This window comes from Ideonella sp. (genome assembly GCF_044358605.1).
GTDB lineage: Bacteria > Pseudomonadota > Gammaproteobacteria > Burkholderiales > Burkholderiaceae_C > Ideonella.
In genome coordinates this window covers 1-22,182 of sequence record NZ_JBIKNQ010000055.1, presented here as the reverse complement: position 1 = coordinate 22,182, position 22,182 = coordinate 1, and the positions used below count along the sequence as shown (strand labels likewise).

General features: G+C 65.3%; 22 protein-coding genes and 1 pseudogene. 11 read left to right on the top strand and 12 right to left on the bottom strand.

Annotation, left to right across the window (positions count from 1 at the left end; all coding sequences use genetic code 11):
- Positions 1-3 precede the first annotated feature (3 nt).
- The 3 genes from ACIQ3Q_RS17540 to ACIQ3Q_RS17530 all read right to left on the bottom strand — a co-directional run bounded on the left by ACIQ3Q_RS17540 (position 4) and on the right by ACIQ3Q_RS17530 (position 3,399).
- On the bottom strand, positions 4-1,161 hold the full coding sequence (locus ACIQ3Q_RS17540) for a glycosyl hydrolase (protein ID WP_396270466.1): 1,158 nt from the start codon (positions 1,159-1,161) through the stop codon (positions 4-6).
- A gap of 73 nt (positions 1,162-1,234) precedes the next feature.
- Complete coding sequence (locus ACIQ3Q_RS17535) at positions 1,235-1,480, bottom strand: DUF1272 domain-containing protein (protein ID WP_396270465.1); 246 nt, start codon at positions 1,478-1,480, stop codon at positions 1,235-1,237.
- A gap of 5 nt (positions 1,481-1,485) precedes the next feature.
- Complete coding sequence (locus tag ACIQ3Q_RS17530) at positions 1,486-3,399, bottom strand: ATP-binding cassette domain-containing protein (RefSeq protein ID WP_396270464.1); 1,914 nt, start codon at positions 3,397-3,399, stop codon at positions 1,486-1,488.
- Between the two features lie 123 nt (positions 3,400-3,522).
- On the opposite strand from ACIQ3Q_RS17530, the gene ACIQ3Q_RS17525 reads away from it, so the two are divergent.
- The 3 genes from ACIQ3Q_RS17525 to ACIQ3Q_RS17515 all read left to right on the top strand — a co-directional run bounded on the left by ACIQ3Q_RS17525 (position 3,523) and on the right by ACIQ3Q_RS17515 (position 5,238).
- Positions 3,523-4,272, top strand: coding sequence for a hypothetical protein (locus tag ACIQ3Q_RS17525; RefSeq protein WP_396270463.1), 750 nt, complete (start codon positions 3,523-3,525; stop codon positions 4,270-4,272).
- Positions 4,273-4,351: 79 nt separating this feature from the next.
- Positions 4,352-4,774 (top strand): DUF1801 domain-containing protein, encoded by a 423-nt coding sequence (locus ACIQ3Q_RS17520; protein ID WP_396270462.1) that lies wholly within the window; start codon positions 4,352-4,354, stop codon positions 4,772-4,774.
- Positions 4,771-5,238, top strand: a complete 468-nt coding sequence (locus ACIQ3Q_RS17515) for a hypothetical protein (RefSeq protein ID WP_396270461.1) — start codon at positions 4,771-4,773, stop codon at positions 5,236-5,238. The genes ACIQ3Q_RS17520 and ACIQ3Q_RS17515 overlap by 4 nt, the downstream gene beginning before the upstream one ends.
- Before the next feature lie 47 nt (positions 5,239-5,285).
- On the opposite strand, the gene gshB is transcribed toward ACIQ3Q_RS17515, so the two are convergent.
- Positions 5,286-6,251 carry a glutathione synthase gene (gene gshB / locus ACIQ3Q_RS17510; RefSeq protein ID WP_396270485.1) on the bottom strand — a complete coding sequence of 322 codons (966 nt, stop codon included), beginning with the start codon at positions 6,249-6,251 and terminating at the stop codon, positions 5,286-5,288.
- A gap of 153 nt (positions 6,252-6,404) precedes the next feature.
- A complete protein-coding gene (locus ACIQ3Q_RS17505; RefSeq protein WP_396270460.1) occupies positions 6,405-6,710 on the bottom strand; it encodes a helix-turn-helix domain-containing protein in 306 nt (101 codons plus the stop codon).
- Between the two features lie 339 nt (positions 6,711-7,049).
- Between ACIQ3Q_RS17505 and panB the strand changes: the two genes are divergently transcribed.
- The 3 genes from panB to bioB are packed head-to-tail and all read left to right on the top strand — an operon-like array spanning position 7,050 to position 9,793.
- Complete coding sequence (panB, locus tag ACIQ3Q_RS17500; protein ID WP_396270459.1) at positions 7,050-7,904, top strand: 3-methyl-2-oxobutanoate hydroxymethyltransferase; 855 nt, start codon at positions 7,050-7,052, stop codon at positions 7,902-7,904.
- A gap of 14 nt (positions 7,905-7,918) precedes the next feature.
- A complete protein-coding gene (gene panC / locus ACIQ3Q_RS17495) occupies positions 7,919-8,767 on the top strand; it encodes a pantoate--beta-alanine ligase (protein WP_396270458.1) in 849 nt (282 codons plus the stop codon).
- A gap of 6 nt (positions 8,768-8,773) precedes the next feature.
- Positions 8,774-9,793 (top strand): biotin synthase BioB, encoded by a 1,020-nt coding sequence (gene bioB / locus ACIQ3Q_RS17490; RefSeq protein ID WP_396270457.1) that lies wholly within the window; start codon positions 8,774-8,776, stop codon positions 9,791-9,793.
- Here the strand turns inward: bioB and ACIQ3Q_RS17485 are convergent.
- Complete coding sequence (locus tag ACIQ3Q_RS17485) at positions 9,761-11,113, bottom strand: TIGR03862 family flavoprotein (protein ID WP_396270456.1); 1,353 nt, start codon at positions 11,111-11,113, stop codon at positions 9,761-9,763. The two genes, bioB and ACIQ3Q_RS17485, sit on opposite strands and share 33 nt — an antisense overlap.
- Positions 11,114-11,256: 143 nt before the next feature.
- Between ACIQ3Q_RS17485 and ACIQ3Q_RS17480 the strand changes: the two genes are divergently transcribed.
- Positions 11,257-12,363 (top strand): GGDEF domain-containing protein, encoded by a 1,107-nt coding sequence (locus tag ACIQ3Q_RS17480; protein ID WP_396270455.1) that lies wholly within the window; start codon positions 11,257-11,259, stop codon positions 12,361-12,363.
- 7 nt (positions 12,364-12,370) lie between these two features.
- On the opposite strand, the gene ACIQ3Q_RS17475 is transcribed toward ACIQ3Q_RS17480, so the two are convergent.
- The 3 genes from ACIQ3Q_RS17475 to ACIQ3Q_RS17465 are packed head-to-tail and all read right to left on the bottom strand — an operon-like array spanning position 12,371 to position 17,403.
- Entirely contained in the window at positions 12,371-14,389 is a 2,019-nt protein-coding gene (locus ACIQ3Q_RS17475) for a RecQ family ATP-dependent DNA helicase (protein WP_396270454.1), read from the bottom strand.
- On the bottom strand, positions 14,367-15,953 hold the full coding sequence (locus tag ACIQ3Q_RS17470; protein ID WP_396270453.1) for a DUF3482 domain-containing protein: 1,587 nt from the start codon (positions 15,951-15,953) through the stop codon (positions 14,367-14,369). The genes ACIQ3Q_RS17475 and ACIQ3Q_RS17470 overlap by 23 nt, the downstream gene beginning before the upstream one ends.
- Entirely contained in the window at positions 15,946-17,403 is a 1,458-nt protein-coding gene (locus ACIQ3Q_RS17465; protein ID WP_396270452.1) for a hypothetical protein, read from the bottom strand. Before ACIQ3Q_RS17465 ends, ACIQ3Q_RS17470 begins: the two co-directional genes overlap by 8 nt.
- Positions 17,404-17,593: 190 nt before the next feature.
- Here ACIQ3Q_RS17465 and ACIQ3Q_RS17460 point away from each other — a divergent pair, with 190 nt between their 5' ends.
- Together ACIQ3Q_RS17460 and ACIQ3Q_RS17455 are read left to right on the top strand one after the other, a co-directional pair.
- On the top strand, positions 17,594-18,112 hold the full coding sequence (locus ACIQ3Q_RS17460; RefSeq protein WP_396270451.1) for a cupin domain-containing protein: 519 nt from the start codon (positions 17,594-17,596) through the stop codon (positions 18,110-18,112).
- Positions 18,113-18,310: 198 nt separating this feature from the next.
- A complete protein-coding gene (locus ACIQ3Q_RS17455; RefSeq protein ID WP_396270450.1) occupies positions 18,311-18,613 on the top strand; it encodes a hypothetical protein in 303 nt (100 codons plus the stop codon).
- 72 nt (positions 18,614-18,685) lie between these two features.
- Here the strand turns inward: ACIQ3Q_RS17455 and ACIQ3Q_RS17450 are convergent, their stop codons facing one another.
- Together ACIQ3Q_RS17450 and ACIQ3Q_RS17445 are read right to left on the bottom strand one after the other, a co-directional pair.
- Positions 18,686-19,069, bottom strand: a complete 384-nt coding sequence (locus ACIQ3Q_RS17450) for a VOC family protein (RefSeq protein WP_396270449.1) — start codon at positions 19,067-19,069, stop codon at positions 18,686-18,688.
- A gap of 503 nt (positions 19,070-19,572) precedes the next feature.
- The gene (locus tag ACIQ3Q_RS17445; RefSeq protein ID WP_396270448.1) at positions 19,573-20,199 is read right to left on the bottom strand and encodes a TetR/AcrR family transcriptional regulator; all 627 of its coding nucleotides are present in this window, start codon (positions 20,197-20,199) and stop codon (positions 19,573-19,575) included.
- A gap of 53 nt (positions 20,200-20,252) precedes the next feature.
- Here ACIQ3Q_RS17445 and ACIQ3Q_RS17440 point away from each other — a divergent pair, with 53 nt between their 5' ends.
- Together ACIQ3Q_RS17440 and ACIQ3Q_RS17435 are read left to right on the top strand one after the other, a co-directional pair.
- Positions 20,253-20,621: a hypothetical protein gene (locus ACIQ3Q_RS17440; RefSeq protein WP_396270447.1), complete on the top strand. Its 369-nt coding sequence runs from the start codon at positions 20,253-20,255 to the stop codon at positions 20,619-20,621.
- A gap of 366 nt (positions 20,622-20,987) precedes the next feature.
- Complete coding sequence (locus ACIQ3Q_RS17435; protein WP_396270484.1) at positions 20,988-21,236, top strand: cupin domain-containing protein; 249 nt, start codon at positions 20,988-20,990, stop codon at positions 21,234-21,236.
- A 239-nt stretch (positions 21,237-21,475) separates the two neighbouring features.
- Here ACIQ3Q_RS17435 and ACIQ3Q_RS17430 read toward each other — a convergent pair.
- Positions 21,476-22,081: pseudogene (locus tag ACIQ3Q_RS17430) on the bottom strand (5'-nucleotidase); the annotation flags it as partial.
- Positions 22,082-22,182: the final 101 nt, after the last annotated feature.

Sequence of the window (22,182 nt, the reverse complement as noted above, 5' to 3'; positions counted from 1 at the left end):
CCGTCACGGCAGGATGGCAGCCTCGACGGCATAAATCTCGGGCAGATGGCGAGCGATGTTCTCCCACTGTTGGCCGCCATCTCGCCCTATCCACAGCTCGCCGCTGGTGGTGCCCACGTAAAGCGCGGGCGCGGGCTGCAGGGTGTCGATGGTCATGGCCTGGCGCTTGATCGTCCACCAGGCTTGCTCAGCAGGCAGGCCTTGGTCTTGGCGCTGCCAGCTGGCGCCTGCATCGTGAGTGACATAGGCGGCTGGGCGGCCCGCTGGGGCGGTGCGCGGCCAGACATCGGTGCCATCCATGGGGAAGACCCAGGCCGTGTCGGCATCATAGGGGTGCACCACCATGGGAAAGCCAATGTCGCCCACCTCTGGCGGCATGGCGCGGCCAATGCGCTGCCAGCGGGTGCTGGGGCGGTCCAGCCGGTAGATGCCGCAGTGGTTTTGTTGGTAGAGCCGGTCGGGCTGGCTGGGGCACTGGCGGATGCAGTGCGGGTCGTGGGCCGAGACATCGGTCGGGTCCACACCTTCCACCACCTCCATGCCGTCAATCAGCGTGTGCCAGCTTTGGCCACCGTCTTTGGACTCATGCACGCCACCGCCCGACATGCCAAAGATCAGGTGTTCGGGGTCACGCGGGTCCACGATCAGGGAGTGCAGCTTGGGACCGTCGGGCGTGCCGTCTTGCACCGTGCCCATCCATTCGCGGAAGGTGGGGTCGTCATTGATGGCGGGCAGCGGCACCCAGGTGTCGCCGCCATCGTCACTGCGGAACAGGCCCTGCGGCGAGGTGCCGGCATACCAGCGCCCCGGCTGGCTGGCGTGGCCAGGCGTGAGCCAAAACGTGTGGTCCACGCTGCGGCCCGCCAGGCTCTGGCCCGGGGTGTTGGGCGTGGGTTGCGCAAAGGCCGGTGGGCGGCGGGCTTCGGTCCAAGTGTGGCCCAGGTCTGTTGAGCGGAAAACCGTCGGCCCCAGGTGGCCGGTGCGGGCCGCCGCCAGCAGGGTGCGGCCGTCGCGTGCGTCTAGCTGCAGGTGGCTGAGGGTGTGGCCTAAAAAGTGCGGGCCGTCCACCCGCCAGTGCCGGCGCTGGGCGTCGCCATGAAAGAGCCAAGCGCCTTTGCGTGTGGCCACCAGCAGCACGAGTCGGGTGGGTGGGGTGCTCATCGTGGGTCTCCTGGTTTAGGGCTGCATGTGGCCCGGAGGCAGCATAGAAAGACAAGCGCCGCGCGGCAAGGCCCTAACTCGCCCCACACCCCGCAGGCTTCAACACCCGCTCGGTGCTGGCTGGGTTGGCTGCGAGCTTGGCTTCAGGCCGGCGCGGGCGCGCCACCAACTCGCCGCCACAGTTGGGGCACACGTTCTTCAAACGCGTGCTGGCGCAGTCGCTGCAGAAGGTGCATTCAAACGAGCAGATGCGCGCGTTGGAGCTGCCCGGGGGCAGGTCTTTGTCGCAGCATTCGCAGTTGGGGCGGAGTTGGAGCATGGGGGTTAGCCTCCTCGTTGTTGCAGCTCTTCCCAGCGCTCCATCAAGCCCAGCAGTTCGTTGTCGACCTGGCCATGGCGGGCGGTGACTTCGCTGATGCGGGCGGCACCCTGGGTGTACAGCTCCGTGCCGCTCATCAGGGCGGCGAGGGTGGCTTGTTCTTTCTCCAGCGCTTCGATCTTGCCCGGCAGCTCGGCCAGCTCGCGCTGCTCTTTGTAGCTCAGCTTGGCTTTGGGCTTGGCGGCCACGGCGGCCGCTGCAGGGGCAGGGGCGGGTGCGGGCGGGGTGCTGCGGGCCGCTTCAGCGGCGGCAGCCTTTTGTGCGGCGGCCTCGATGGCGCGGCTGCGGTCGCGCTGCACGATCCAGTCGGCAATGCCGCCTTCATATTCGCGCCAACGGCCTGCTTCCACGTCGCCTTCCCAGACCATGGTGCTGGTGACCACGTTGTCCACAAAGCGGCGGTCGTGGCTGACCAAAAAGACGGTGCCGTCATAGTCTTGGAGCAGCTCTTCGAGCATCTCCAGGGTTTCGATGTCCAGGTCATTGGTCGGCTCGTCCAGCACCAGCACATTGGCCGGGCGGGCAAACAAGCGGGCCAGCAGCAAGCGGTTGCGCTCGCCCCCCGAGAGCGTGCGCACGGGGGACTCTGAGCGCGCCGGGCTGAACAAAAAGTCGCCCAGATAGCTCTTCACATGCTTGCGCTGGTTGCCAATCTCCACCCATTCGCTGCCGGGGCTGATGGTGTCGGCCAGCGTGGCGTCCAGGTCCAGCGTGTCGCGCATCTGGTCAAAGTAGGCCACGCTCATCTTGGTGCCCAAGCGCACCTCGCCACTGTCGGGGGCCAGCTCGCCCAAGATCATCTTCAACAGCGTGGTCTTGCCCACGCCGTTGGGGCCGATCAGGCCGATCTTGTCGCCGCGCAGCACGGTGGTGTTGAAGCCGCTGACCAGCACCTTGTTGCCGTAAGACTTGCTGACGTTCTCCAGCTCGGCCACCAGCTTGCCGCTGGCGCTGCCGGTGTCGATGTCCAGGCGAACCTGACCTTGAACGTTACGCCGCGCGGCATGTTCCAAGCGCAGCGCTTCCAGGCGCTGGATGCGGGCCACGCTGCGGGTACGGCGCGCCTCCACGCCCTTGCGGATCCAAATCTCTTCTTGCGCCAGCAGCTTGTCAAAGCGGGCATTGGCCAGGGCCTCGTTCTCCAGCTCGCGCTGCTTGGCCGATTCAAACGCGGCAAAGTTGCCTGGGTAGCTGCGCAACTGGCCTCGGTCCAGCTCGATGATGCGGGTGGACACGGCATCCAAGAACGCCCGGTCGTGGGTGATGAGCACCAGCGCCCCGGCAAAGTTGTTCAGCAGGCCGGCCAGCCAGTCGATGGAGTCCAGGTCCAGGTGGTTGGTGGGCTCGTCCAGCAGCAGCACATCCGGCATGGACACCAGCGCCCGTGCCAAGGCCACGCGCTTGCGCAGGCCGCCTGACAGCGTGTTCACCAGCACATCGGGGTTGATCTTGAGCCGGTCAATCGTCTGGGCCACGCGCTGTTCCCAGTTCCAACCGTCCAGGGCTTCGATGCGGGTCTGCAGCGCGTCCAGGTCCTCGTCCTCGGCCATGCTCTCGTAGCGCTGTCGCAAGTCCACCACCTCGGCCACGCCCTCGCTCACCACCGCAAACACGGTGCGCTCAGGCTCCAGGTGCGGTTCCTGCGGCACATACTCGCGGCGCACGCCGGTCTGCGCCTGCACGATGCCGTCGTCAGGCTTCTCCAGCCCGGCCAGGATCTTCAGCAGCGACGATTTGCCGGTGCCATTGCGGCCAATCAGGCCAACGCGCTCGCCAACTTCCAGGGAAAAGTCGGTGTGGTCAAGAAGTGCCACGTGGCCATAGGCCAGGTGGGCTTGGGTCAAGGTGATCAGGGACATAGAGGGGGATTGTCCCTGAGTGGCGCGGGTGGGCTGTGGCAACATTGCCAAGGTCTGTTTGCGGGTGGTCGCAGAACCATCGATCAGCAGGCCTTATCGATCAAATCACTGAGGAGGATTTCCATGACCTTGATGCGTGTTGTCGCGGGCTTCGGCCTGACAGCCGTGCTGCTGCTTTCAGGTTGCAGCACCCGGTCCATTTCGGATTCGGGCTATGACACCGGGCGCTATGGTCGCTCGGGCTATGTCACAGAGTTGAGCGAGTTTGATGTCCTGGGCATTGACCGCACAGCCATACACAGTGACGAAGAGATTGCGAGCCAGTTGGCCAAGGCCAAGAGGTTGGTACTGTCGCGCAACAGCCGCATCTTGGTGATTCAGTCCGGTGCCATGCAGCCCGACGCGCCGATGCTGCAGGCCATGCAAAAGCGCTATGCGGTAGGCGCATTCACGGGTGTGTCATCGTCCATCGGGTGGCGTGAGGATAAGGCGGGCAAACCTGCCGTAACGGCGCAAAGCTATGCCAAGTCCTCGCGCTTGGCAGCGGCTCAGGGCGGACACGACAAGATCATGGTCTATTGGGGCGTGCTTGAAAGCGCACGCGAGAACCTGGTGACCTCGACCGTGTCCTGGGTGCCCATCGTCGGGTGGGTCTTGCCTGACGAGCGCCAGCGCATGCGCATCAGCCTCAGAGTGGCCCTCATCGACACCGCCACGGGGCAGTGGGAGATGTTCACGCCAGAGCCCATCGACGACCGTGCCTTTAGCAACATGATCGGCCGGCGCGAGACCGACCAGGGCTTGGTGGCGAGCCTCAAAGAGAAGGCGTATGCCGCTGCTGCCTTGGAGCTTCAACAGCGCTTTGAGCGTTGACCAGCGCTGCGCCGCATGAGGACCCAAAGGGGTTCTCCCTGAGTGGCATGCAGCTCAGCTTTTGCCAAGATGCTGCGCCATGAGCGACGCCAAAACCCGCCCCACGCCCGCCGATGTCACGGCCTTTCTGGATGCCAAAGCCGAACCTGCGCGGCGGGCCGAAGCCGATCAACTGCTGGCCTTGATGCGCCGAGTTACCGGCTACGAGCCCCAGATGTGGGGCCCCAGCATCGTGGGCTTCGGCCAGTATCACTACCGCTATGAGAGTGGGCGAGAGGGCAACGCACCGCTGGTGGGCTTTTCACCGCGCAAGACGGACTGGAGCATCTATCTTGTGGCGGGTGCAGAGGCCCCCGAGCATGCCGCCTTGATGCAGCGCCTGGGCAAGCACAAGATGGGCAAGGCTTGTTTGTCGGTGAAGCGCCTGAGCGACATCGACCTGGGCGTGCTGGAGGAACTGGTGCGTGGGTCGGTGGCGGAGATCCAAAAGCGCTATCCATGACACCGCTGTTCACCAAGCTCAACTTGGGCGCACACCGCAGTCTCTTGGTTTTGAATGCACCGGCCAGCTTTGAGCCAGAACTGGCTGCCTTGCAAGAGGTGACGCTGTACCGTGCTGCGCCCGAGGCGGCAGTTCCCTTCGCCATGGCCTTTGCGCAGACCTTGGCCGAGCGAGACGCCCTAAGTGCGCAACTGGCCGAGGCCACACAAGGCGACGCCGTGGTGTGGTTGGCTTACCCCAAGGCTTCTTCCAAGCAACTGCGCAGCGAGTTCACCCGCGACAGCGGCTGGGCCGTGCTGGATGCTGCGGGCTTTGAGCCGGTGCGCCAAGTGGCGGTGGATGAAGACTGGTCGGCTTTGCGCTTTCGGCGCGCCGAGTTCATCAAGACCCTAGCGCGGCACCCCTTTGGGGCCGAATCCAGCTTGGGCCGGGCGCGTGCCCTGGCCGCCAGCGCCAAGCCCTGACGGCACGCCCGAGGATTCGGTGCAGGGCGCGTATGTGGCTTGCTGGCTCAACGTGCCGCCACATCCGCCTCCAACTGATCGATAAACCGCTTCGCCACATCAAACCCCGTCTGGTCGGTGATCTCCTGGAAGCAGGTCGGGCTGGTGACGTTGATCTCGGTGAGGTGGCTGCCGATGATGTCCAGGCCGATCAGCATCAAGCCGCGCGCCGCCAATTTGGGGCCGATGGCTTGGGCGATCTCGCGGTCGCGCTCGGTGATGGGGCGGGCCACGCCCTTGCCACCGGCCGCCAGGTTGCCGCGCACTTCGCCGCCCTGGGGGATGCGCGCCAAGCAGAAGGGAATGGGCTCGCCGCCGATGACCAGCACGCGCTTGTCGCCGTCCACGATCTGCGGCAAGTAGCGCTGCACCATCAGGGTTTGGGCGCCGTCGCGGTTCAAGGTTTCGATGATGGCGCCGAGGTTCAGGCCGTCGTCGCGCACGCGGAAGATGCCGCTGCCGCCCATGCCGTCCAGCGGCTTCAAGATGATGTCGCGGTGCTCGGCGTGGAAGGCCCGCACATCGGCCTCTTGGCGCGTCACCAGCGTGGGCGGGGTGAACTGAGGGAACTCCAGGATCGCCAGCTTCTCCGGGTGGTCACGCAGCGCCGCTGCACGGTTGAAGACTTTGGCGCCTTCGGCTTCGGCGCGGCCCAGCAGGTGGGTGGCGTAGAAATACTCGCTGTCAAAGGGCGGGTCTTTGCGCATGACCACCGCGTCAAAGCTGGCCAGGGCCGTGCGGCTGGTGGGCGTTTCGGTGAACCAGGGCGCGTGGCCATGCGGGTCATGGCTCGCGTCCACGGTGATGTGCCGCACCGTGGCGCTGACCTTGCCACCGCTGACCCAATGCAGGTCACGCGGCTCGCAGGCCGCAATGCTGTGGCCGCGCCGGGTGGCCTCGCGCATCATGGCAAAGGTGCTGTCCTTGTAGGTCTTGAAGGATTCCAGCGGGTCGGCAACGAAGAGCAGGTTCATGGTGGGGGCGAGGTAGAGGTCAGGCGCAATGCGCCACAGAGGGCGCGCCAAGGGCGAGTGTGCCCGCTTTGGCGCTTGCTTGCGCAAGTGGCGGTGGCGAGCCGCCCGGCGTGAGAGGAATAGGTATTGATGGCCCGCTGGGGCGAAGCGATCCTAGGCCAAGGCTTCGCGAACGATGTCCGGATGCTTGCGGGCGATGCGAATGAGAGCCTGTGCTGCCCCCGACGGGGCGCGGCGGCCTTGCTCCCATTCCTGGAGTGTGCGCTTGGAGATGCTCAGGGCGCTGGCGAACTCTGCTTGAGAAAGCCCGGTGCTTTGGCGTGCCTGAACCACCGCGTTGACTTCAACTTCAGTAACGCGGGCAAACTGACGAGCCTTCATTTCGCGCACCGATTGCAAAAGCTTCAGTCCCAACTCTTCACCGCTAGCGGCGGATGTCTTTGTCTTACGTGCGGTCATTTTCAATTTCCTTCCGTACGTGCCCCTTGCTTGCCCATGCCTTGGCGAGCCCAGCGGACCTTTCTGCAGCCGCCACTCCCAGGAATCACGGTGCCAGCGTTGGGGTCATTGGCGATCCATGCGAAAAACTCCAGTCTCTCCTCGGTGCTCCACAGTTTGGCGGCCTCCGCAACGAACGTGGGGGTCTCGTAGATCGTGAGCATGCGCAAATGTACGTCAGGGACGTATTTCCTTCAAGCGCCATTGCCCAGAGCATGGAAGGAGGGAGACCCCTCCACGCCCAAGCGCTTCAAACCGTGCAGAATGCGCCCCCATCACAAGGGCTTGTTGCATTGCACCATGAGCGTACACACCTCTGAGACTACTTCGGCCACGGCGCGTCCGGCGGTCAGCTTGCCGCGCCTGCGCGACATGGCGGCGCGGGGCGAGAAGATCGCCATGCTGACCTGCTATGACGCCACCTTTGCCCAGCTGCTGGATGCCGCCGGGGTGGATGTGCTGCTGGTGGGCGATTCGCTGGGCAATGTGGTGCAGGGCGAGAAGAGCACGCTGCCGGTGACGCTGGAGCACATGGCCTATCACACGGCCTCTGTGGCGCGCGCCAAAAAGGCGGCTTGGCTGATCGCCGACATGCCCTTTGGCGCCTACGAGGCCTCGCCCCAGCAGGCCTTTGCCGCCGCCACCGCGCTGATGCGCGCAGGCGCGCAAATGGTCAAGCTGGAAGGCGCCGGGCCCATCGTCGAGACGGTGCGCTTTTTGGTGGACCGGGGCATTCCCGTCTGTGCCCATCTGGGCCTGACGCCGCAGCGCGTGCATGCCCTGGGCGGCTTCAAGGTGCAGGGGCGTGACGACGGTGGCGCGGCCCAGCTCAAGGCCGACGCCCGCGCGCTGGCCGAGGCCGGTGCCGCCATGCTGGTGCTGGAGCTGGTGCCCTCGGCCCTGGCGCGCGAGATCACCGACGCCCTGCCAGGCCTGATGACCATCGGCATTGGCGCCGGGGTCGGCACTTCTGGCCAAGTGCTGGTGCTGCACGACATGCTGGGCCTGACCAGCGGCAAGAAGCCGCGCTTTGTGCGCGACTTCACCCTGGAGCCCGGCAGCGGCACCGTGCTGCCCACCGCCCAAGCCGTGGCCCGTTATGTGGCCGATGTGAAGGCCCAGACCTTCCCCGATGAGACCCAGCACGGGTACTGAAGATCAAGATCACCATGCAAGTCATTCACACCCTGGCCGAATTGCGCGCCGCCTTGGCGGGCCGCCCCGGTGCCGCCTTTGTGCCCACCATGGGCAATCTGCATGAGGGCCACCTGGCCCTGGTGCGCGAGGCCCGCGCCCAGGCCTTGCCCGGCGCGCCGGTGGTGGCCAGCATTTTTGTCAACCGCCTGCAGTTCTTGCCGCACGAAGACTTTGACCAATACCCCCGCACCCTGGCGCGCGACAGCGAACTGCTGCAAAGCGTGGGTTGCGACATCGTCTTTGCCCCCGCTGAAAAAGAGCTCTACCCCGAGCCGCAGGCCTACAAAGTCCACCCTCCGGCCTCGCTGGCCGACTTGCTGGAGGGCGAATTCCGCCCCGGCTTCTTCACCGGCGTGTGCACGGTGGTGATGAAGCTGTTCCAGTGCGTGCAGCCCGAGGTGGCGGTGTTTGGGCAGAAGGACTACCAACAGCTTGCCGTGGTGCGCGGCATGGTGCGCCAGTTTGCGATGCCGCTGCGCATCGTCGGCCTGCCCACCGTGCGGGCCGAAGACGGCCTGGCACTGTCCTCGCGCAATGGCTATTTGAGTGCGACCGAACGCGCCGAGGCCATTCACCTCAAGCGCACGCTGGACGCGCTGGCCGCCGCCAGCCGCATTGCTGGCACGCCCCTGGCCACGCTGGAGGCGCAAGCCATGGATGCGCTGCGCGCCCGCGGCTGGGCGCCGGATTACCTCACTGTTCGCCGCCAAGGCGATCTCTTGCCCCCCACTGATGACGAGCGTTCACAAGGCGCTGCATTGGTGGTGCTGGGCGCCGCGCGGCTGGGCAGCACCCGGCTGATCGACAACCTGGAATGCTGACCCTTCATGAGTTCTGTCTGCACGGGGGCCGCTGAGGCGCCTATCCACCTGCATCGTCCCCAGCCCGCCGCCGAGGCCGCCACGGCACGTTGGCGCATTGAGCAGATCGAAGCCCTGTTCGAGCTGCCGCTGACCGAACTTTTGTTCCAAGCACAAACCGCCCACCGCCAGCACTTTGCGCCCGACGAGGTGGAGCTGGCCACGCTGCTGTCCATCAAGACCGGCGGCTGCCCGGAAGACTGTGGCTACTGCCCGCAGTCCGTGCACTACGACACTGGCGTTGAAGCCAGCAAGATGATGGAAGTGGCGGCAGTGCGCGAGGCAGCCCTGGCCGCCAAAGCCGCCGGTGCCACCCGCTTTTGCATGGGCGCGGCGTGGCGTGCCCCCAAAGACCGTGATGTCGAAAAGGTGGCCGAGCTGGTGCGCGAGGTTAAATCTCTGGGCTTAGAGGCCTGCTGCACCCTGGGCATGCTGAGCCAGCCGCAGGCCGATCAGCTCAAGGCCGCTGGGCTGGACTACTACAACCACAACCTCGACACCGCGCCCGAAACCTACGGCCGCATCATCACCACCCGCGACTACCAAGACCGCCTCGACACGCTGGAGCATGTGCGCGGCGCGGGCATGTCGGTGTGCTGCGGTGGCATCGTCGGCATGGGCGAAAGCCGCCGCGAGCGCGCGGGTCTCGTCGCCCAACTGGCCAATCTGGAGCCTTACCCCGAGTCCGTGCCCATCAACGAGTTGGTGCAGGTCGAAGGCACGCCCCTGGCCGGCACCGACAAGCTCGACCCGTTTGAGTTTGTGCGCACCATTGCCGTGGCGCGCATCACCATGCCCAAGGCGCGCGTGCGCCTCTCGGCGGGCCGCCAGCAAATGCCTGAAGGCATTCAAGCCCTGTGCTTTGTGGCCGGTGCCAACTCCATCTTCTACGGCGACAAGCTGCTGACCACTGGCAACCCCGATGTGGCCCGCGATCAAGCCTTGCTGCAGCGCCTAGGCCTGCGCGCCCGCGCCACGGGCGGCTGAGCGCCACCACGCCAGCACGCCTTGGCCGGCGACGCGGCCGCTGGCCATGCTGGCCGTCAGCAGGTAGCCGCCGGTCGGGGCTTCCCAATCCAGCATCTCACCGGCGCAAAATAGGCCGGGCTGGCTGCGCACCATCAGGCCCGCATCTAAGCCGGCCAATTGCACGCCCCCCGCGCTGCTGATGGCTTCGTCCAGCGGGCGGGTGCTGCGCGCCACCAAGGGCAGGGCCTTGATGCGCGCGGCCAGCCAAGCGGGGTCGCGGCTGGCGCTGTTCCATTCGTCCATGGTCAGGCCTTCGCGCAGCAAGTTGGCGGGCGCGCCGCTCAGGCCTGCTTTCTCTTTGAGGTGGTTGGCCATGGAGCGCGTGCCTTGGCCGCTGGCCAGGGCTTTGTGCAACTCGGCCTGGCTGCGGTGGGGCACCAAGTCCAGTGTCAGGGGGGCTTGGCCGTCTTGGGCCAGTCGCTCGCGCAGCAGGCGGCTGGCGGCATACACCAGGTTGCCCTCCAGGCCGGTGGCGGTCAGCACGCATTCGCCCAGGCGGTCAAAGTGATCGCCGTCCGGGCCATCGCAGGCCAGGCGCACGTTCTTCAGCGGCGTGCCGGCCCAGCGCTCGGCCAGGTGGGCGCTCCAGCCAATGTCAAAGCCGCAGTTGCTGGGCACCAGCGGCGTGACGGGCAGGCCTGCCGCTTGCAGCGGGGCCACCCAGGCGCCGTCTGAGCCCAAGCGCGCCCAACTGCCGCCGCCCAGGGCCAGTACCACCGCTTGCGCGTGGTGCTCGGTGGCGCCTTGGGGGGTGTCAAAGCGCAGCGTCCAGGTGCCGTCGGCGGCGCGCTCGTTCAGGCTCTCCGGCTGCCAGCGGTGGCGTTGGTGAAAGCGCACGCCTGAAGCGCGCAGCCGCGACAACCAGGCCCGCAGCAGCGGGGCCGCCTTCATCTCGGCCGGGAAGACCTTGCCCGAACTGCCCACAAAAGTGGCAACCCCTAAGCCCTCGGCCCAGGCGCGCAGGCCCTCGGGTGAGAGCGTGCCCAGCCAAGTGGCCACGCGCTCGGCCTGGGGGCCAAAGCGGCGGGTCAGGCTGGCCAGGGGTTCGGCATGGGTCAGGTTCAAGCCGCCCTTGCCCGCCAGCAAAAACTTGCGGCCCACCGAGGGCATGGCGTCAAACACATCCACCTGGGCGCCGCCAGCGGCCAAAGCCTCGGCCGCCATCAGCCCAGCGGGGCCACCGCCCACCACGGCCACGCGCGGGGCGTCGCGCTGGGGCGTCACAGAAGAAGAAGGCCCGGCATGCGGGGCGGAGTCGGAGGCAAAAGCTTGGGTCATGAGACGTGGCAGTCTATGCCACGGGCTTGCGGCTCGCCCGGCCAGGGGCAAAAAGAAACCGATACAAACGGACACACTTGCGGCCAGTGTGGCGCTTAAGTGCCCCGCGCCCGCGACGAAAGCTGACGGCAGCCCCCGCACCCATGCCCTTCTCCGAGCCTACCCACGCCCCATCGACTTCTCGCGAACGGGAGTTGCGCGCCCTGCGCCTGCTGCTGCCCATTGGCGCGGCCGTGGTGTTGCTGATCGCTGCGTGGGAGCATGCCAATGGCGTGGTCTCTTGGTGGGACCGCTGGCTCTACCCGCTGCTGGTCACGGTGTTTGCCGGTGGCGGCTTCACCTTGTGGCGCTGGCCCGAGCACCATGCCAAGGTTCGCCTGGTGTCCGTGGTGACGGTCAATATCTACCTCATGGCCGTCTTGCTGATGGTGCTGTTCATTGGCGACGCGCCCTTGAACCAATACACCCTGCTGACCACCTTGGTGTGGCTGCCCTTTGGCTATGGCCTGATCTTTGTGATGCTGGCGGCGCGCCCCGCCATGGTCATCTCCTTCATCGTGGCGGTGTTGACCTTCACGCCGATCTTTGTGGCCATGGCGTTCAATTTGCGGCCCAACTGGGGTGAGGAGTTCACCACCACCATGCCGGTGCTGGCGCTCTCCCAAGTGGTCTACATCGTGCTGTTGCTGGCCATCTCCGACCTGCGGGCGGGCTTGCATCGCACCAGTGCCCGCTTGCAGGTGGCGCAAGAGCTGGCGCTGAGCGACGCCCTCACCGGCGTAGGCAACCGCCGCGCCTTGCAAGAGCATGTGCGCGCCGGGCTCTCGGCGGCCGAGCGGGGGCAGTTGCCCACCAGCATCATCTTGATGGACATTGACCACTTCAAGCCCATCAACGACAACCACGGCCACAGCGGCGGCGACCAAGTGCTGGTGCAAATGGCCCAGCTCTTGACAGACCAACTGCGTGGCAGCGACCGCTTAGGCCGCTGGGGCGGCGAAGAGTTCATGGTGGTGGCCCAGGCCACGCCCATGCATGCGGCGTTGGAGCTGGCCGAGCGCATCCGCAAAGCCGTGGCGGCCTTTGAGTTTGCGCACGGCGACCCGGTGACCTTGTCTTTGGGCGTCACCCAAACCCTGCCCGGCGACACCGCCGACAGCCTGGTGCACCGCGCTGACAAAGCGCTCTACCGCGCCAAGAACGGCGGCCGCAACCGGGTGGAAGCGCAGACGGTGATCACGGCTCACTGACCCCGCATCAGCCGGCGATAGCCACCGACTCCAACACCCGCAAAATCTCCCGGCCATAAGCCTCCAGCTTCTTGGCCCCCACGCCGCTGATGCCGGCCAGCGCGTCCAAGCTATCGGGGGCATCGGCGGCCATCTGGGCCAAGGTCGCGTCGTTGAAGACGATGTAGGCCGGCAGGTTGTGCTCTTTGGCCACCTCGCTGCGCCAGGCCTTGAGGGCGGCAAAGCGGGCTTGCCCGGCGGCGTCCAGCGTGGCGGCGGCGCGTGGCACCTTGGGCGCCACGCCGGTCTTGCTGGTGCGGCTGCCCCGGCCGCGCGGTGTGGGCTCGCGCGGCTCACGCAGCTCAATCTTGACCTCGCCGCGCAGCACGGCGCGCGCGCTGTCGGCCAGCCCCAGGGTGAAGTACTCGCCCTCGCTGACCACATGGCCCAGCGCTATCAACTGGCGGATCACGCCGCGCCACTGCGTCTCTGAAAACGCCCGCCCAATGCCCCAGGTCGAGAGCTGCTCGTGGCCGCGCTGGCGGGTCTTCTCGGTCGAGGCACCACGCAGCACATCAATCAAATGGCCCGAGCCAAAGCCAAAGCCCGAATGCTGGTGACAGCGGTAAATGCACGACAGCGCCATGCGTGCCGCTTCGGTAGCGTCCCACCGTGCGGGCGGCTGCAGGCAGTTGTCGCAATTGTTGCATCTCCAACCCAGTGATGGAGCCCCCAGGCTCACTGCGTTCGCCACCCCCCGAGGGGGCTCGACTCGGCCCGGGAAACCCGATGCCGAGTCGGGCGCTCTTCGCGTCGGGTCTTCTCCAAAGTATTGCAAGAGCCGCACGCGCCGGCAGTCCAGGCTTTCGCTCATGGCCAGCAGGGCGTCGAGCTTGCTGCGCTGCAAGCGCTTGAACTCCTCGCCCGCCGTGCTCTCGTCAATCATGCGGCGTTGGTTCACCACATCGGCCAGGCCGTAGCTCATCCAGGCGTTAGCCGCCTCGCCATCGCGCCCGGCGCGGCCGGTTTCTTGGTAGTAGCCTTCAATGTTCTTGGGCAAATCCAGGTGGGCCACAAAGCGCACGTCGGGTTTGTCTATGCCCATGCCAAAGGCCACCGTGGCCACCATCACCAGCCCGTCCTCCCGCAAAAAGCGGTCTTGGTGGCGGCGCCGGGTGTTGGCGTCCAGCCCGGCGTGATAGGGCAGGGCGCTCAAGCCCTCGTCTTGCAGCCACTCGGCCGTCTCTTCCACCTTCTTGCGGCTTTGGCAGTAGACGATGCCCGCATCGCCCTCGTGCTCGTCGCGCAAAAAGCGCAGCAACTGCAGCCGCGCGTTGTCCTTCTCCACAATCGTGTAGCGGATGTTGGGCCTGTCAAAACTGCTGACAAAACGCGGCGCCGTCTGCAGGCTCAGGCGCTCCAGAATGTCGGCCTGCGTGTGGCTGTCGGCGGTGGCGGTGAGCGCCATGCGCGGCACCCCGGCAAAGCGCTCGGTCAGCACACCCAGCTGCAAATATTCTTCGCGGAAGTCATGGCCCCACTGGCTCACGCAGTGCGCCTCGTCAATCGCAAACAAGCTCAGCTTTTGGCGCTCGTGCAAAGACTCCAACATCGCCAAAAAGCGCGGGTGGGTGATGCGCTCGGGCGCGGCATAAAGCAGCACCAAACGGCCCGAGAGCAGGTCGCGCTCTACCTGCTGGGTGCCCGCGCTGTCCAGCGACGAGTTCAAAAACGCCGAGGGCACGCCCGCTTCATCGAGTGCACCCACTTGGTCGTGCATCAGCGCAATCAAGGGGCTGACCACAATCGTCACGCCCAGGCCGGCGCGGTGGCGGGCAATGGCCGGCACTTGGTAGCACAGGCTTTTGCCGCCGCCTGTGGGCATCAGCACCAGCGCGTCCTGGCCCTCGATCACACTGCGCACAATCGCCGCTTGGTGGCCCCGGAAGGCGGTGTAGCCAAAGACCTCGCGCAGGATGGTCAGCGGGTCGGTCGAGGTGGGGTCGGCGCTCGGCAGCGCGGCGTCAGTCGTGGCGGAGTTGGGCATGTCCCGGCATGGTAGCTGCTGCGGGCGGTGTGCCCAAAGCGGTGTAGGGCGAGAGCAGCGCGGCCATGTCGGGATAAAGGCGCTGCAGCACCCCGCGCAAAATGGCCTCCACCAGGGCTTGCAAGGCTGCCTGCCATTGCCCTTGGGCCTCGCGGTCGTCTTGCGCGGCGTCGGCTTTGGCCCACAGGGCTTGCAGCGCGGCGTGGTGGCCTTGGATCTCGGCCTCTGTGGCATCGGCCCAGGTGGTCGCGGCGGCCTTTTTTTGCCACTGGCCCTGGCCCCGCCCAAAGTGCGCCACGCCCAGATAAAGGTGAACGCACTTGGTCAGCAGCTCTTCCAGCGACTGAGGGCTCCAGCGGACGACTTGGTGGTCTTGGTGGGTGATGACGTTGTAGCCCTTGGTCAGCGCCGCAGCGCCCAAGGCCCCCAGTACACCGCCCACCACGGCGCCCGCCCCCAAGGTCAGGCCACCCGCCATCAAGTCGGCGCCCAGGCCGGTCATCAGGCCCGAGATCAAGCCGCCCACCACCGAGGTGCTGGCGGTGTCTACCGGGCCTTTGACGCGCCATGATTGCGCCGACAAGTCCATCACATCGGCCACCCCCACGCCTTCTAGGCGGTGCAGCGCAATGAGTTGAGCCGCCAGGTCTTGCGTGCGTTGGCTCAAGCGTTGAGCCAGGGCCGTCATGGCCTGTTCAGCGCACCGCTTGCTGCTTGACTCGCCCCAAGGCAAGCGCTCGCGCAGCTGGCCCAAAGCCTCGGAAAGCCTGCCTGTTTCAGGGCGGTCCAGCTCGCAACGGTCTTGCGCGGTGTGCAGCACACAGGCCGCCACGGCCTGGCAAGAGGCGGCAAAGCGATCAAGGTGCGATTGCTTGATCTGCTGCGCCAAGGCTTGGTAGGCACCGCGTGTGGCTTGGGGCAGCACCAAGCCAATTTCCTTGAACAAGCTCAGCTCCTGCAGCCAGCAGCGGCTGAAGGCGTCCAGGTCGACCACCGCGCGCACGATCTCGTGCTGCGCAAGCGCGGCGCGCCACTCTGCAAGGCGGGCCTCGCGCGCGGCCTGGGGTGCCAGGCTGCCGCCTTGGTTCAAGATCACCAGCACCGGTTGACCGGCCCAGCGCAGCACTTCCAACTCTGGCGCCACATAGACCGCGTCATGGGGGCGCTCCAAAAGGCTGACCGGATACAGCACCACATCGGCCTGGCGCTTCAAAGTCTGCACCAGCCTTTGGGCCCGCCACAGCGCGGGCGTGCGCCAACGGTCCCAGCCTTCGCAGACCAGCCAGCGCAGCCACCCGGCCCGGATGCGCAAGCGCTGCGCCAGCCGATGGCTATCACCAAACCCCGGCGTGTCCCAGAGCGACAGCGTCTGACCCTCGGCATCGCGAGCCAGCTCGTGCGCCGTGATGCCTTGCGTCACATCGGCGGCGTCTGCCACCTCGCCCACATCTTGGCCCAGCAAGGTGCGCAGCAGGGCCGTCTTGCCGACATTGGTGTGCGCCGCAAGAAACAAATGCCAGTGCTTGGGCTCGCTGGCGGACTGGTGCGCCTGGGGGTCAGTCATGGTGGCTCAGTCGCCCTTGAAGGCTGTGCTTGTCGGCGTCGCTCAAGCGCCCAAGGTTCAAAAACAGTGGTCGCGCCCTCACCGCATCCAGCACCTGGCGCCACTGTTGGCGGCGTGACTCCAGCCGTGCCTCCTGCCCCTCCGGGAAAGCGGCGATATCGACCAGCGCCAACACGGGGGTCTCACGCGGCACCGCGTCGCGCACACGCTTCAGCAGCGCGGCGTGGAGCGAGGCCTCGGCCGTGGCGGTGGCATTGAAGACCACGATGACCGCCACATGGCCGTCCTTGCCGAGCGCACGCTTCCAGTCCTGCGCGTCTTCGCCCATCAACACTGGTGCATGCGTCACCACCTTCGCGGCTTGCCCATAGACCTGCTGCACCAAGCTGTTCAGCTTGTTCAGCACCGCTGGGCTGATGTCGTAGCGGAAGGGCACGATGGCCACCGCAATGTCTTCGCGGCGCCACGCCGCCCTCAGTGCGGTGAAGTAGGGGGCGTTCAGCGGCAGCGCGAAGGCCCTTTGCCTGCGCCAGCGCTGCAGGGCCAGCAGGCTCCACAAGGCCAAGCGCGGCAACAGCACCCACACCAGCAGGGCGGCGGCATTCAGATGAAACAGTTGCCGAGCCAGGTTCAGCAACAAGCCCGCATCGCTGGTAGCGGCCAGGTCTTGCAGCCGGGGCAGGGCCAAGCCAAAGACTTGGGCGCCGGGGCTCATCACCACGTTAAAGAGCAGCTCGATCTGCGCCGCGTCCAGCCAGGTGCTCGTGACGGCGGCTGAGCTGTATTGCTGCGGCAAGCCCCGGGCGTACATCGTGAGCACCAAGCCCAAGGCAAAAGCCATGGCGGCGGCGTGCAGCGCCAGGCCTAAGCGCGCTGCGGCCAAAGGGGTGGCCAAAGTGGCCCACTGGGCCTGGCCTTCTTTGAACCAGGGGGCCTTGCGCATGGCGCTGTCAGGCACGGCCGAGGCAAACCACAGTTTGGCAAACAGGGTGCTGGGGCCGCCTGTGGCGGGGCGCTGGCCGGGGAGCACAGCCCAGACCCACCCCGCCAAGGTGAGCCCATAGACCACCACATTCCAGGCGATCAGCCCCAGCAGATGAAACTCCAGAAACTTCACCTGCTGCCGGGTTTCTAGATAGTCGGCCATGCCGCCCGCCACAAACGCCAGCACGCACAGCAGCACCGCTGCGCCACGCGGCCAGCCCGGCACTTGCAGGTTGAGCGCGCCTGGGTCCCCGCGCTGGCGGAGCGTATCCAAAGCCCACTGCGCGCGGCGAGCCAAAAAGTCAGAGAAGCTGGCACCACGGCCCTGCAAGGCCAGGGCCTCTTGGGTTGCTTCCTTGGCGTCACTGGGCCGCCAGCCTGCACTGCCACCGGGCGTTTGCTCCATGCCGCGCAGCACGCAGATGGCCAGCGCTTGCTGCTCAGAGAGCCGTGTGACTTCAGCCACGCCCATCCGCCATCGTGCCGCCTGTGGCAGCAGCGCTTAGGTGGCTTGCCAGAGCCGTGTCACCTGCACCTGAATGCACCGCGTCACTCCCCGGCCTTTTTTGTGTGCCTGTCATGAGGCGGCATTGTCGCCCACAGCCCTGTGCTGTGCAGTCAGAATGCTGGGACCGACCCGCACGGAGCCTTTCGCCATGACTTCACCTCCCCTCGAAGCGCTGACGCCCGCCCAACTGCGCGAGCGCCTGATCCGCAATATGGACGAAGCCCTGGCCGGGCCACAGGCCCAGCAGTTCACGCGGCCACCGCGCTACACCTCCACCTTTGCGTCGCTGACCGAAGGCACCGCCGCCACCCAAATGGGTTGCAGTGTGGACGTGGTGCCCCCCGGCCAACAAAGCTGCCCCTACCACCTGCACCACGCGCAAGAAGAGATGTTCGTCATCTTGCAAGGCCAGGGCCACCTGCGGGTGGCGGGCGAGCTGCTGCCCGTGAAGGCGGGCGACGTGATCACCATCCCCCCCGGCCCCCTCTACCCGCACCACCTGCTCAACACCTCAGACGCCGAGCTCAAGTACCTGAGCATCAGCACCCAAATCAAACCCGAGATCTGCGAGTACCCCGACTCCGCCAAATCCATGGCCTGGGCGCCGGGGGTGAAGCTGGTGCAGCGGGCGGGGGAGGCGTTGGATTATTGGGAGGGGGAGGCTTGAGCGCTCAGCATCTCTGCTGCAACCTTGAAGGAAATTCGCTGTGCCCTCGAAGTCTAAAAAGCTCAGCCCTGCCGAGATCGGTGCCTTCGAAGCCAGCCGAGACATGGGTGCCGAGATCCTTCAGTCGATCAAAGACATGCAGGCAGGCAAGGGAAAAGTCGTTGTTCCTGCTGCGGTTGAACCACTGAAAGAGACGAGATGCGAAAGATCGGACTGGCCCTGTTGGTCGTTGGCTTCATCTGGCTAGGTGCCCTCCAGCTCCTCGGCGTCGTTCGAGCCGGTATTCGGCCGGTGCTCGCGGACCAGTACGGACAGCTCGCCGCCGAGCCCGCCCGCCAGTACTCTGTCAGTGAGGTCGAGGCAAAGATTCGCACGACTGCGAGCGATTCTCATGACGCGGCAACTCGGTGGTTCCTGCTCCCCGGACTACTCATGCTTGTTGGTGGACTAATGGCGGCGCGCACGAACCCCAAAGCCGTACTGGTGGCCTCGTCGGAGTAGTGCTTGGGCGCAGCCAGGTGAGGCGGGGAACAAGCTCATCGGAGCCGTAGCCGCCCGGCCAAGCGCCGACCTTTAGCCGTTGTAGACGACGGCGATCTTGTTGCCCGTGGGGTCTCTCATATAGGCGGCATACCAGTTAGGCCCGTAGTCGGCACGCGGGCCAGCCGCCCCTTCGTCCTGCGCGCCTTGTGCCATCGCAGCCGCATAAAAGGCATCGACCTCGGCGCGAGAGGCCGCCGGAAATGCCACCATCACCCCATTGCCCGCACTGGCCTGCTCACCATTGAAGGGCGTGCAGACCCACACCGTCGGGCCCTCCCCAAGTCCCTCTGCCGAGTAGCCACGCCAGCCCGGAAAGTTGGCATGCGAGGACCAAGCGATGGTGGCCAGCACCTGATCGTAGAAGGCATGGGCGACGGCGACGTCTTTGGCCCCCAACGTAACGTACAAATTCATGATGTTCCCTTCGGAAGTGAAGCCTGCGCCTGACGACGCCAGGGCGGCGTCGTGCGTCATCTCAAGTAGAAGATAACTACTGTATGTAATAACAGTATTTCGTGCAAGTCAATCCACTGCGCACAGGCGCAGTCTGGGGCGGCTGCTTTGACCAATGGAAGCCGACAACAACGAAGCCAGCGGCGCATTTGAGGCTGCTGCCCTTGGCGTGTCGCGTGCAAGGTCTGGAGGGGCGGGCCTGGCCTTTTCGCCAATGACAGTAGGGCATCGTCGCCGAGTCTGGTGACTGCTTCAGGCTGATTGCGGCCATCCGTGCGAGCTGGTTTGACCGACCGCAATCGACCCAGGGCAGACAGTCGCCCCAGCCATTGGAGCTCCGTAAAGCGGCCGTAGACCAATGTTTATCCGGAGGGATTGGAAGCGCCAAAGCCCCCCGGCAGCCTGAGACCGGCTTGCAAAGCACAGGTAGCGATTGCCCCAGCCGCGACGGATGCGGAGCGATGTCAGGCCGTGTCCTTGCCCAGTAGCGCGGCAACCGCACGGTCGACGACGAGGGTTCGAGATCCTTCGACGATCCGTGTGGCGCTGAGCATGGCCCAGCCGTGGCAAAAGGCGAGGATCTGATGCGCCACTTCGCTGGCACGCTGCTCTCGATCGAGCGTCGGCGGCAGCGCTTGGCCAACTGCATTGACGAGATGAGCCAGGGTGGCCAGTGCACGCTCATGGCTCGCCTGCGGTGGCTTGAAGTCGCCGCTGTGCGCCCCGAGCATCAGGGCGTAGTGGTGCGGCCGCTCGGCCGCGATCCGCAGGTACTCATGGCAGAGACGCCGAACCCGCTCTTGCGCGGGCAAGGCTTTGGGCACGGCCTGCTGCGCGCTGGAAAGAGCTTCGAAACCCTCGTCGAACAAGGCTTGAAGAAGACCGTCCTTTCCGCCAAACCGGCTGTAGACCTGCATGGTCGTGCAGCCTGCCATCTCTGCGACGCGACGAACCGACAGTTCTGGAAGGCCGCCCGCTTCGAAGATCTCCCGGGCTGCGGCCAGCAGTGCAGTCGTCGCGGGGTCAACGATCGCCCTTGAGCTTGTTGGTGCGGAGGGCGGTGGCTGGGGCGCACGTTGCGAAGGCTTCATAACGATGTTATTCTCCCACCTATAACAGCGTTATATTCTTTGCGGTGATTTACATGAAAAAGATGGTCCTGGCTTCCTTGCTCGCCAACGTGCTCGTTCTGATTCCGGTCTGCTCAGGCCTGCTCATCGACGCCGCCTGGATTGCAGATGGGTACGGCGCAGCCACCGCTGCGCGGGGCATCCTCCTGTCCATATATGGGGCCATCCTGATCGTCTCCTTGGGGTTGCTGTTCAGGCAAGACCCAGTCCTCGTGGCGCCGCTGCTGCTGGTTCAGGTGATCTACAAGTTCACTACGCCGTTCACTGTAGGCAGCTTCACAAACCCAGTGGTCCTCAGCAACCTGGTCATCGCCACCTTGCACCTGGTGACCTTGGTCGTAATCTATCGCCAACTAGCGCAAAACCGCCTGCATCGGATGTGAAGGGCTTGGAGTCAGGTGCCTGGGCGTCGAGGCCCGCAAGTGGGAAGAGGCGCCCCCTCCACTTTCCCGCGCTGTCTTCGCGGGGCAACCTGTGACCTACCAGCGCTAGCCGATCTGGTGTGTTCAAGGCGCACGTACCATGACGACTCGCCAACGGCGGTTGAAAGTGGTGCTCGAGCTATCGGATCGCGGTGCCGCGACTGCTTGGCCTTGAAGGCCCCAATCGATTCCGACAGCGGTCAGTCGCGACCGTCGGCTCTTGGCCGGGAGAGGGCGCTCCGTGCCGGTCCACCGAATGGCAGCAACCGCTGCAAACCAGTCGTCTAACGGCGCGACTTTGGGCCTCCCTAGCAAGGCCACCGCCACCTGCGGGTGGCGGGCGAGTCGCTGCCTGTGAAGGCGGGCGACGTGATCACCATCCCGCCCGGCCCCCTCTACCCGCACCACCTGCTCAACACCTCAGACGCCGAGCTCAAGGTCCTGAGCATCAGCACCCAAATCAAACCCGAGATCTGCGAGTACCCCGACTCCGCCAAATCGATGGCCTGGGCGCCGGGGGTGAAGCTGGTGCAGCGGGTGGGGGAGGCGGTGGATTATTGGGAGGGGGAGGGTTGAGGGTGCACTAGGTGAGACGGCATTGTCGTTGGCGCATCCTGTTCATGGTGTGAGGGGGTGGACTGTCTCGCATTAGACGCAGTTGCTTCGCCACGGCCGGTTACGGCATCAGGCGTCCGGCAGGTTTAAGGCGCCCGACAGTGCAGGTCTTCGACGAAAGTCGCTTTTGAAGGCGCACTTGACCATAAGACTAGGACTGTTCTTTCAAGCGGCAGTACATATTGGGTTGATGCTGAGAATCAGGAACCCTGTCGGCGTCGCTTGCCCCTATGTACGGCGGTGGTCAGCGTTCCTCCAACGTACGGCACTATGCCAGAGGGGACTTGTGAGGCCGCCTTGCTGACATGCGTGTGCTGATCATCAAAGAAGATCTGAGCACCGAAAGCTTTGAGCACTTGGTCTTTGTCAACCCCACCAAGGAAGAATGCTTCATCCACCTGTACGCGCCAGTCGCGAAGTGTGTGGATGACTCGTCCATGCGCTGGACTGTTGCGAGCGGTAACGATGGCAATTCGGACCGGACAGTCTTGCCTTGGGAATTGCTTCTGAATGTCTGACAACCCAAGCAGAAGCTTTGCAAAGGGCCCTTCAGTCATGGACTTCTTGCGGTGCCGCTGTTCGTACCGCAAGAAGGCTGCTAAACCTTTGGTCTTATAGATGTGCTCTGAATCCGGTGAGAACAGAACAGCGTCGCCATCGAAGGCAATTCGTATCTGCTGTTCATTTGCAGCCAGGCTTTCCGGAGGTGCGTACAACTGGGCCGCAGCTATTCCCGCGTTGATTGCTTCTTGGGCGTCAGTGAGATCTCGTGACAAAAAGAGATCAACTTCAAATGCCTTGAGATAGTCGACTAGGTGTCACGTCTCATGTGATCATTGGCCGATTCGAAGCTGGCCGCTACTTCAGGCCAGAGCTGTCCTGAGCGAGTTGCTGGCTTCGATCCCAG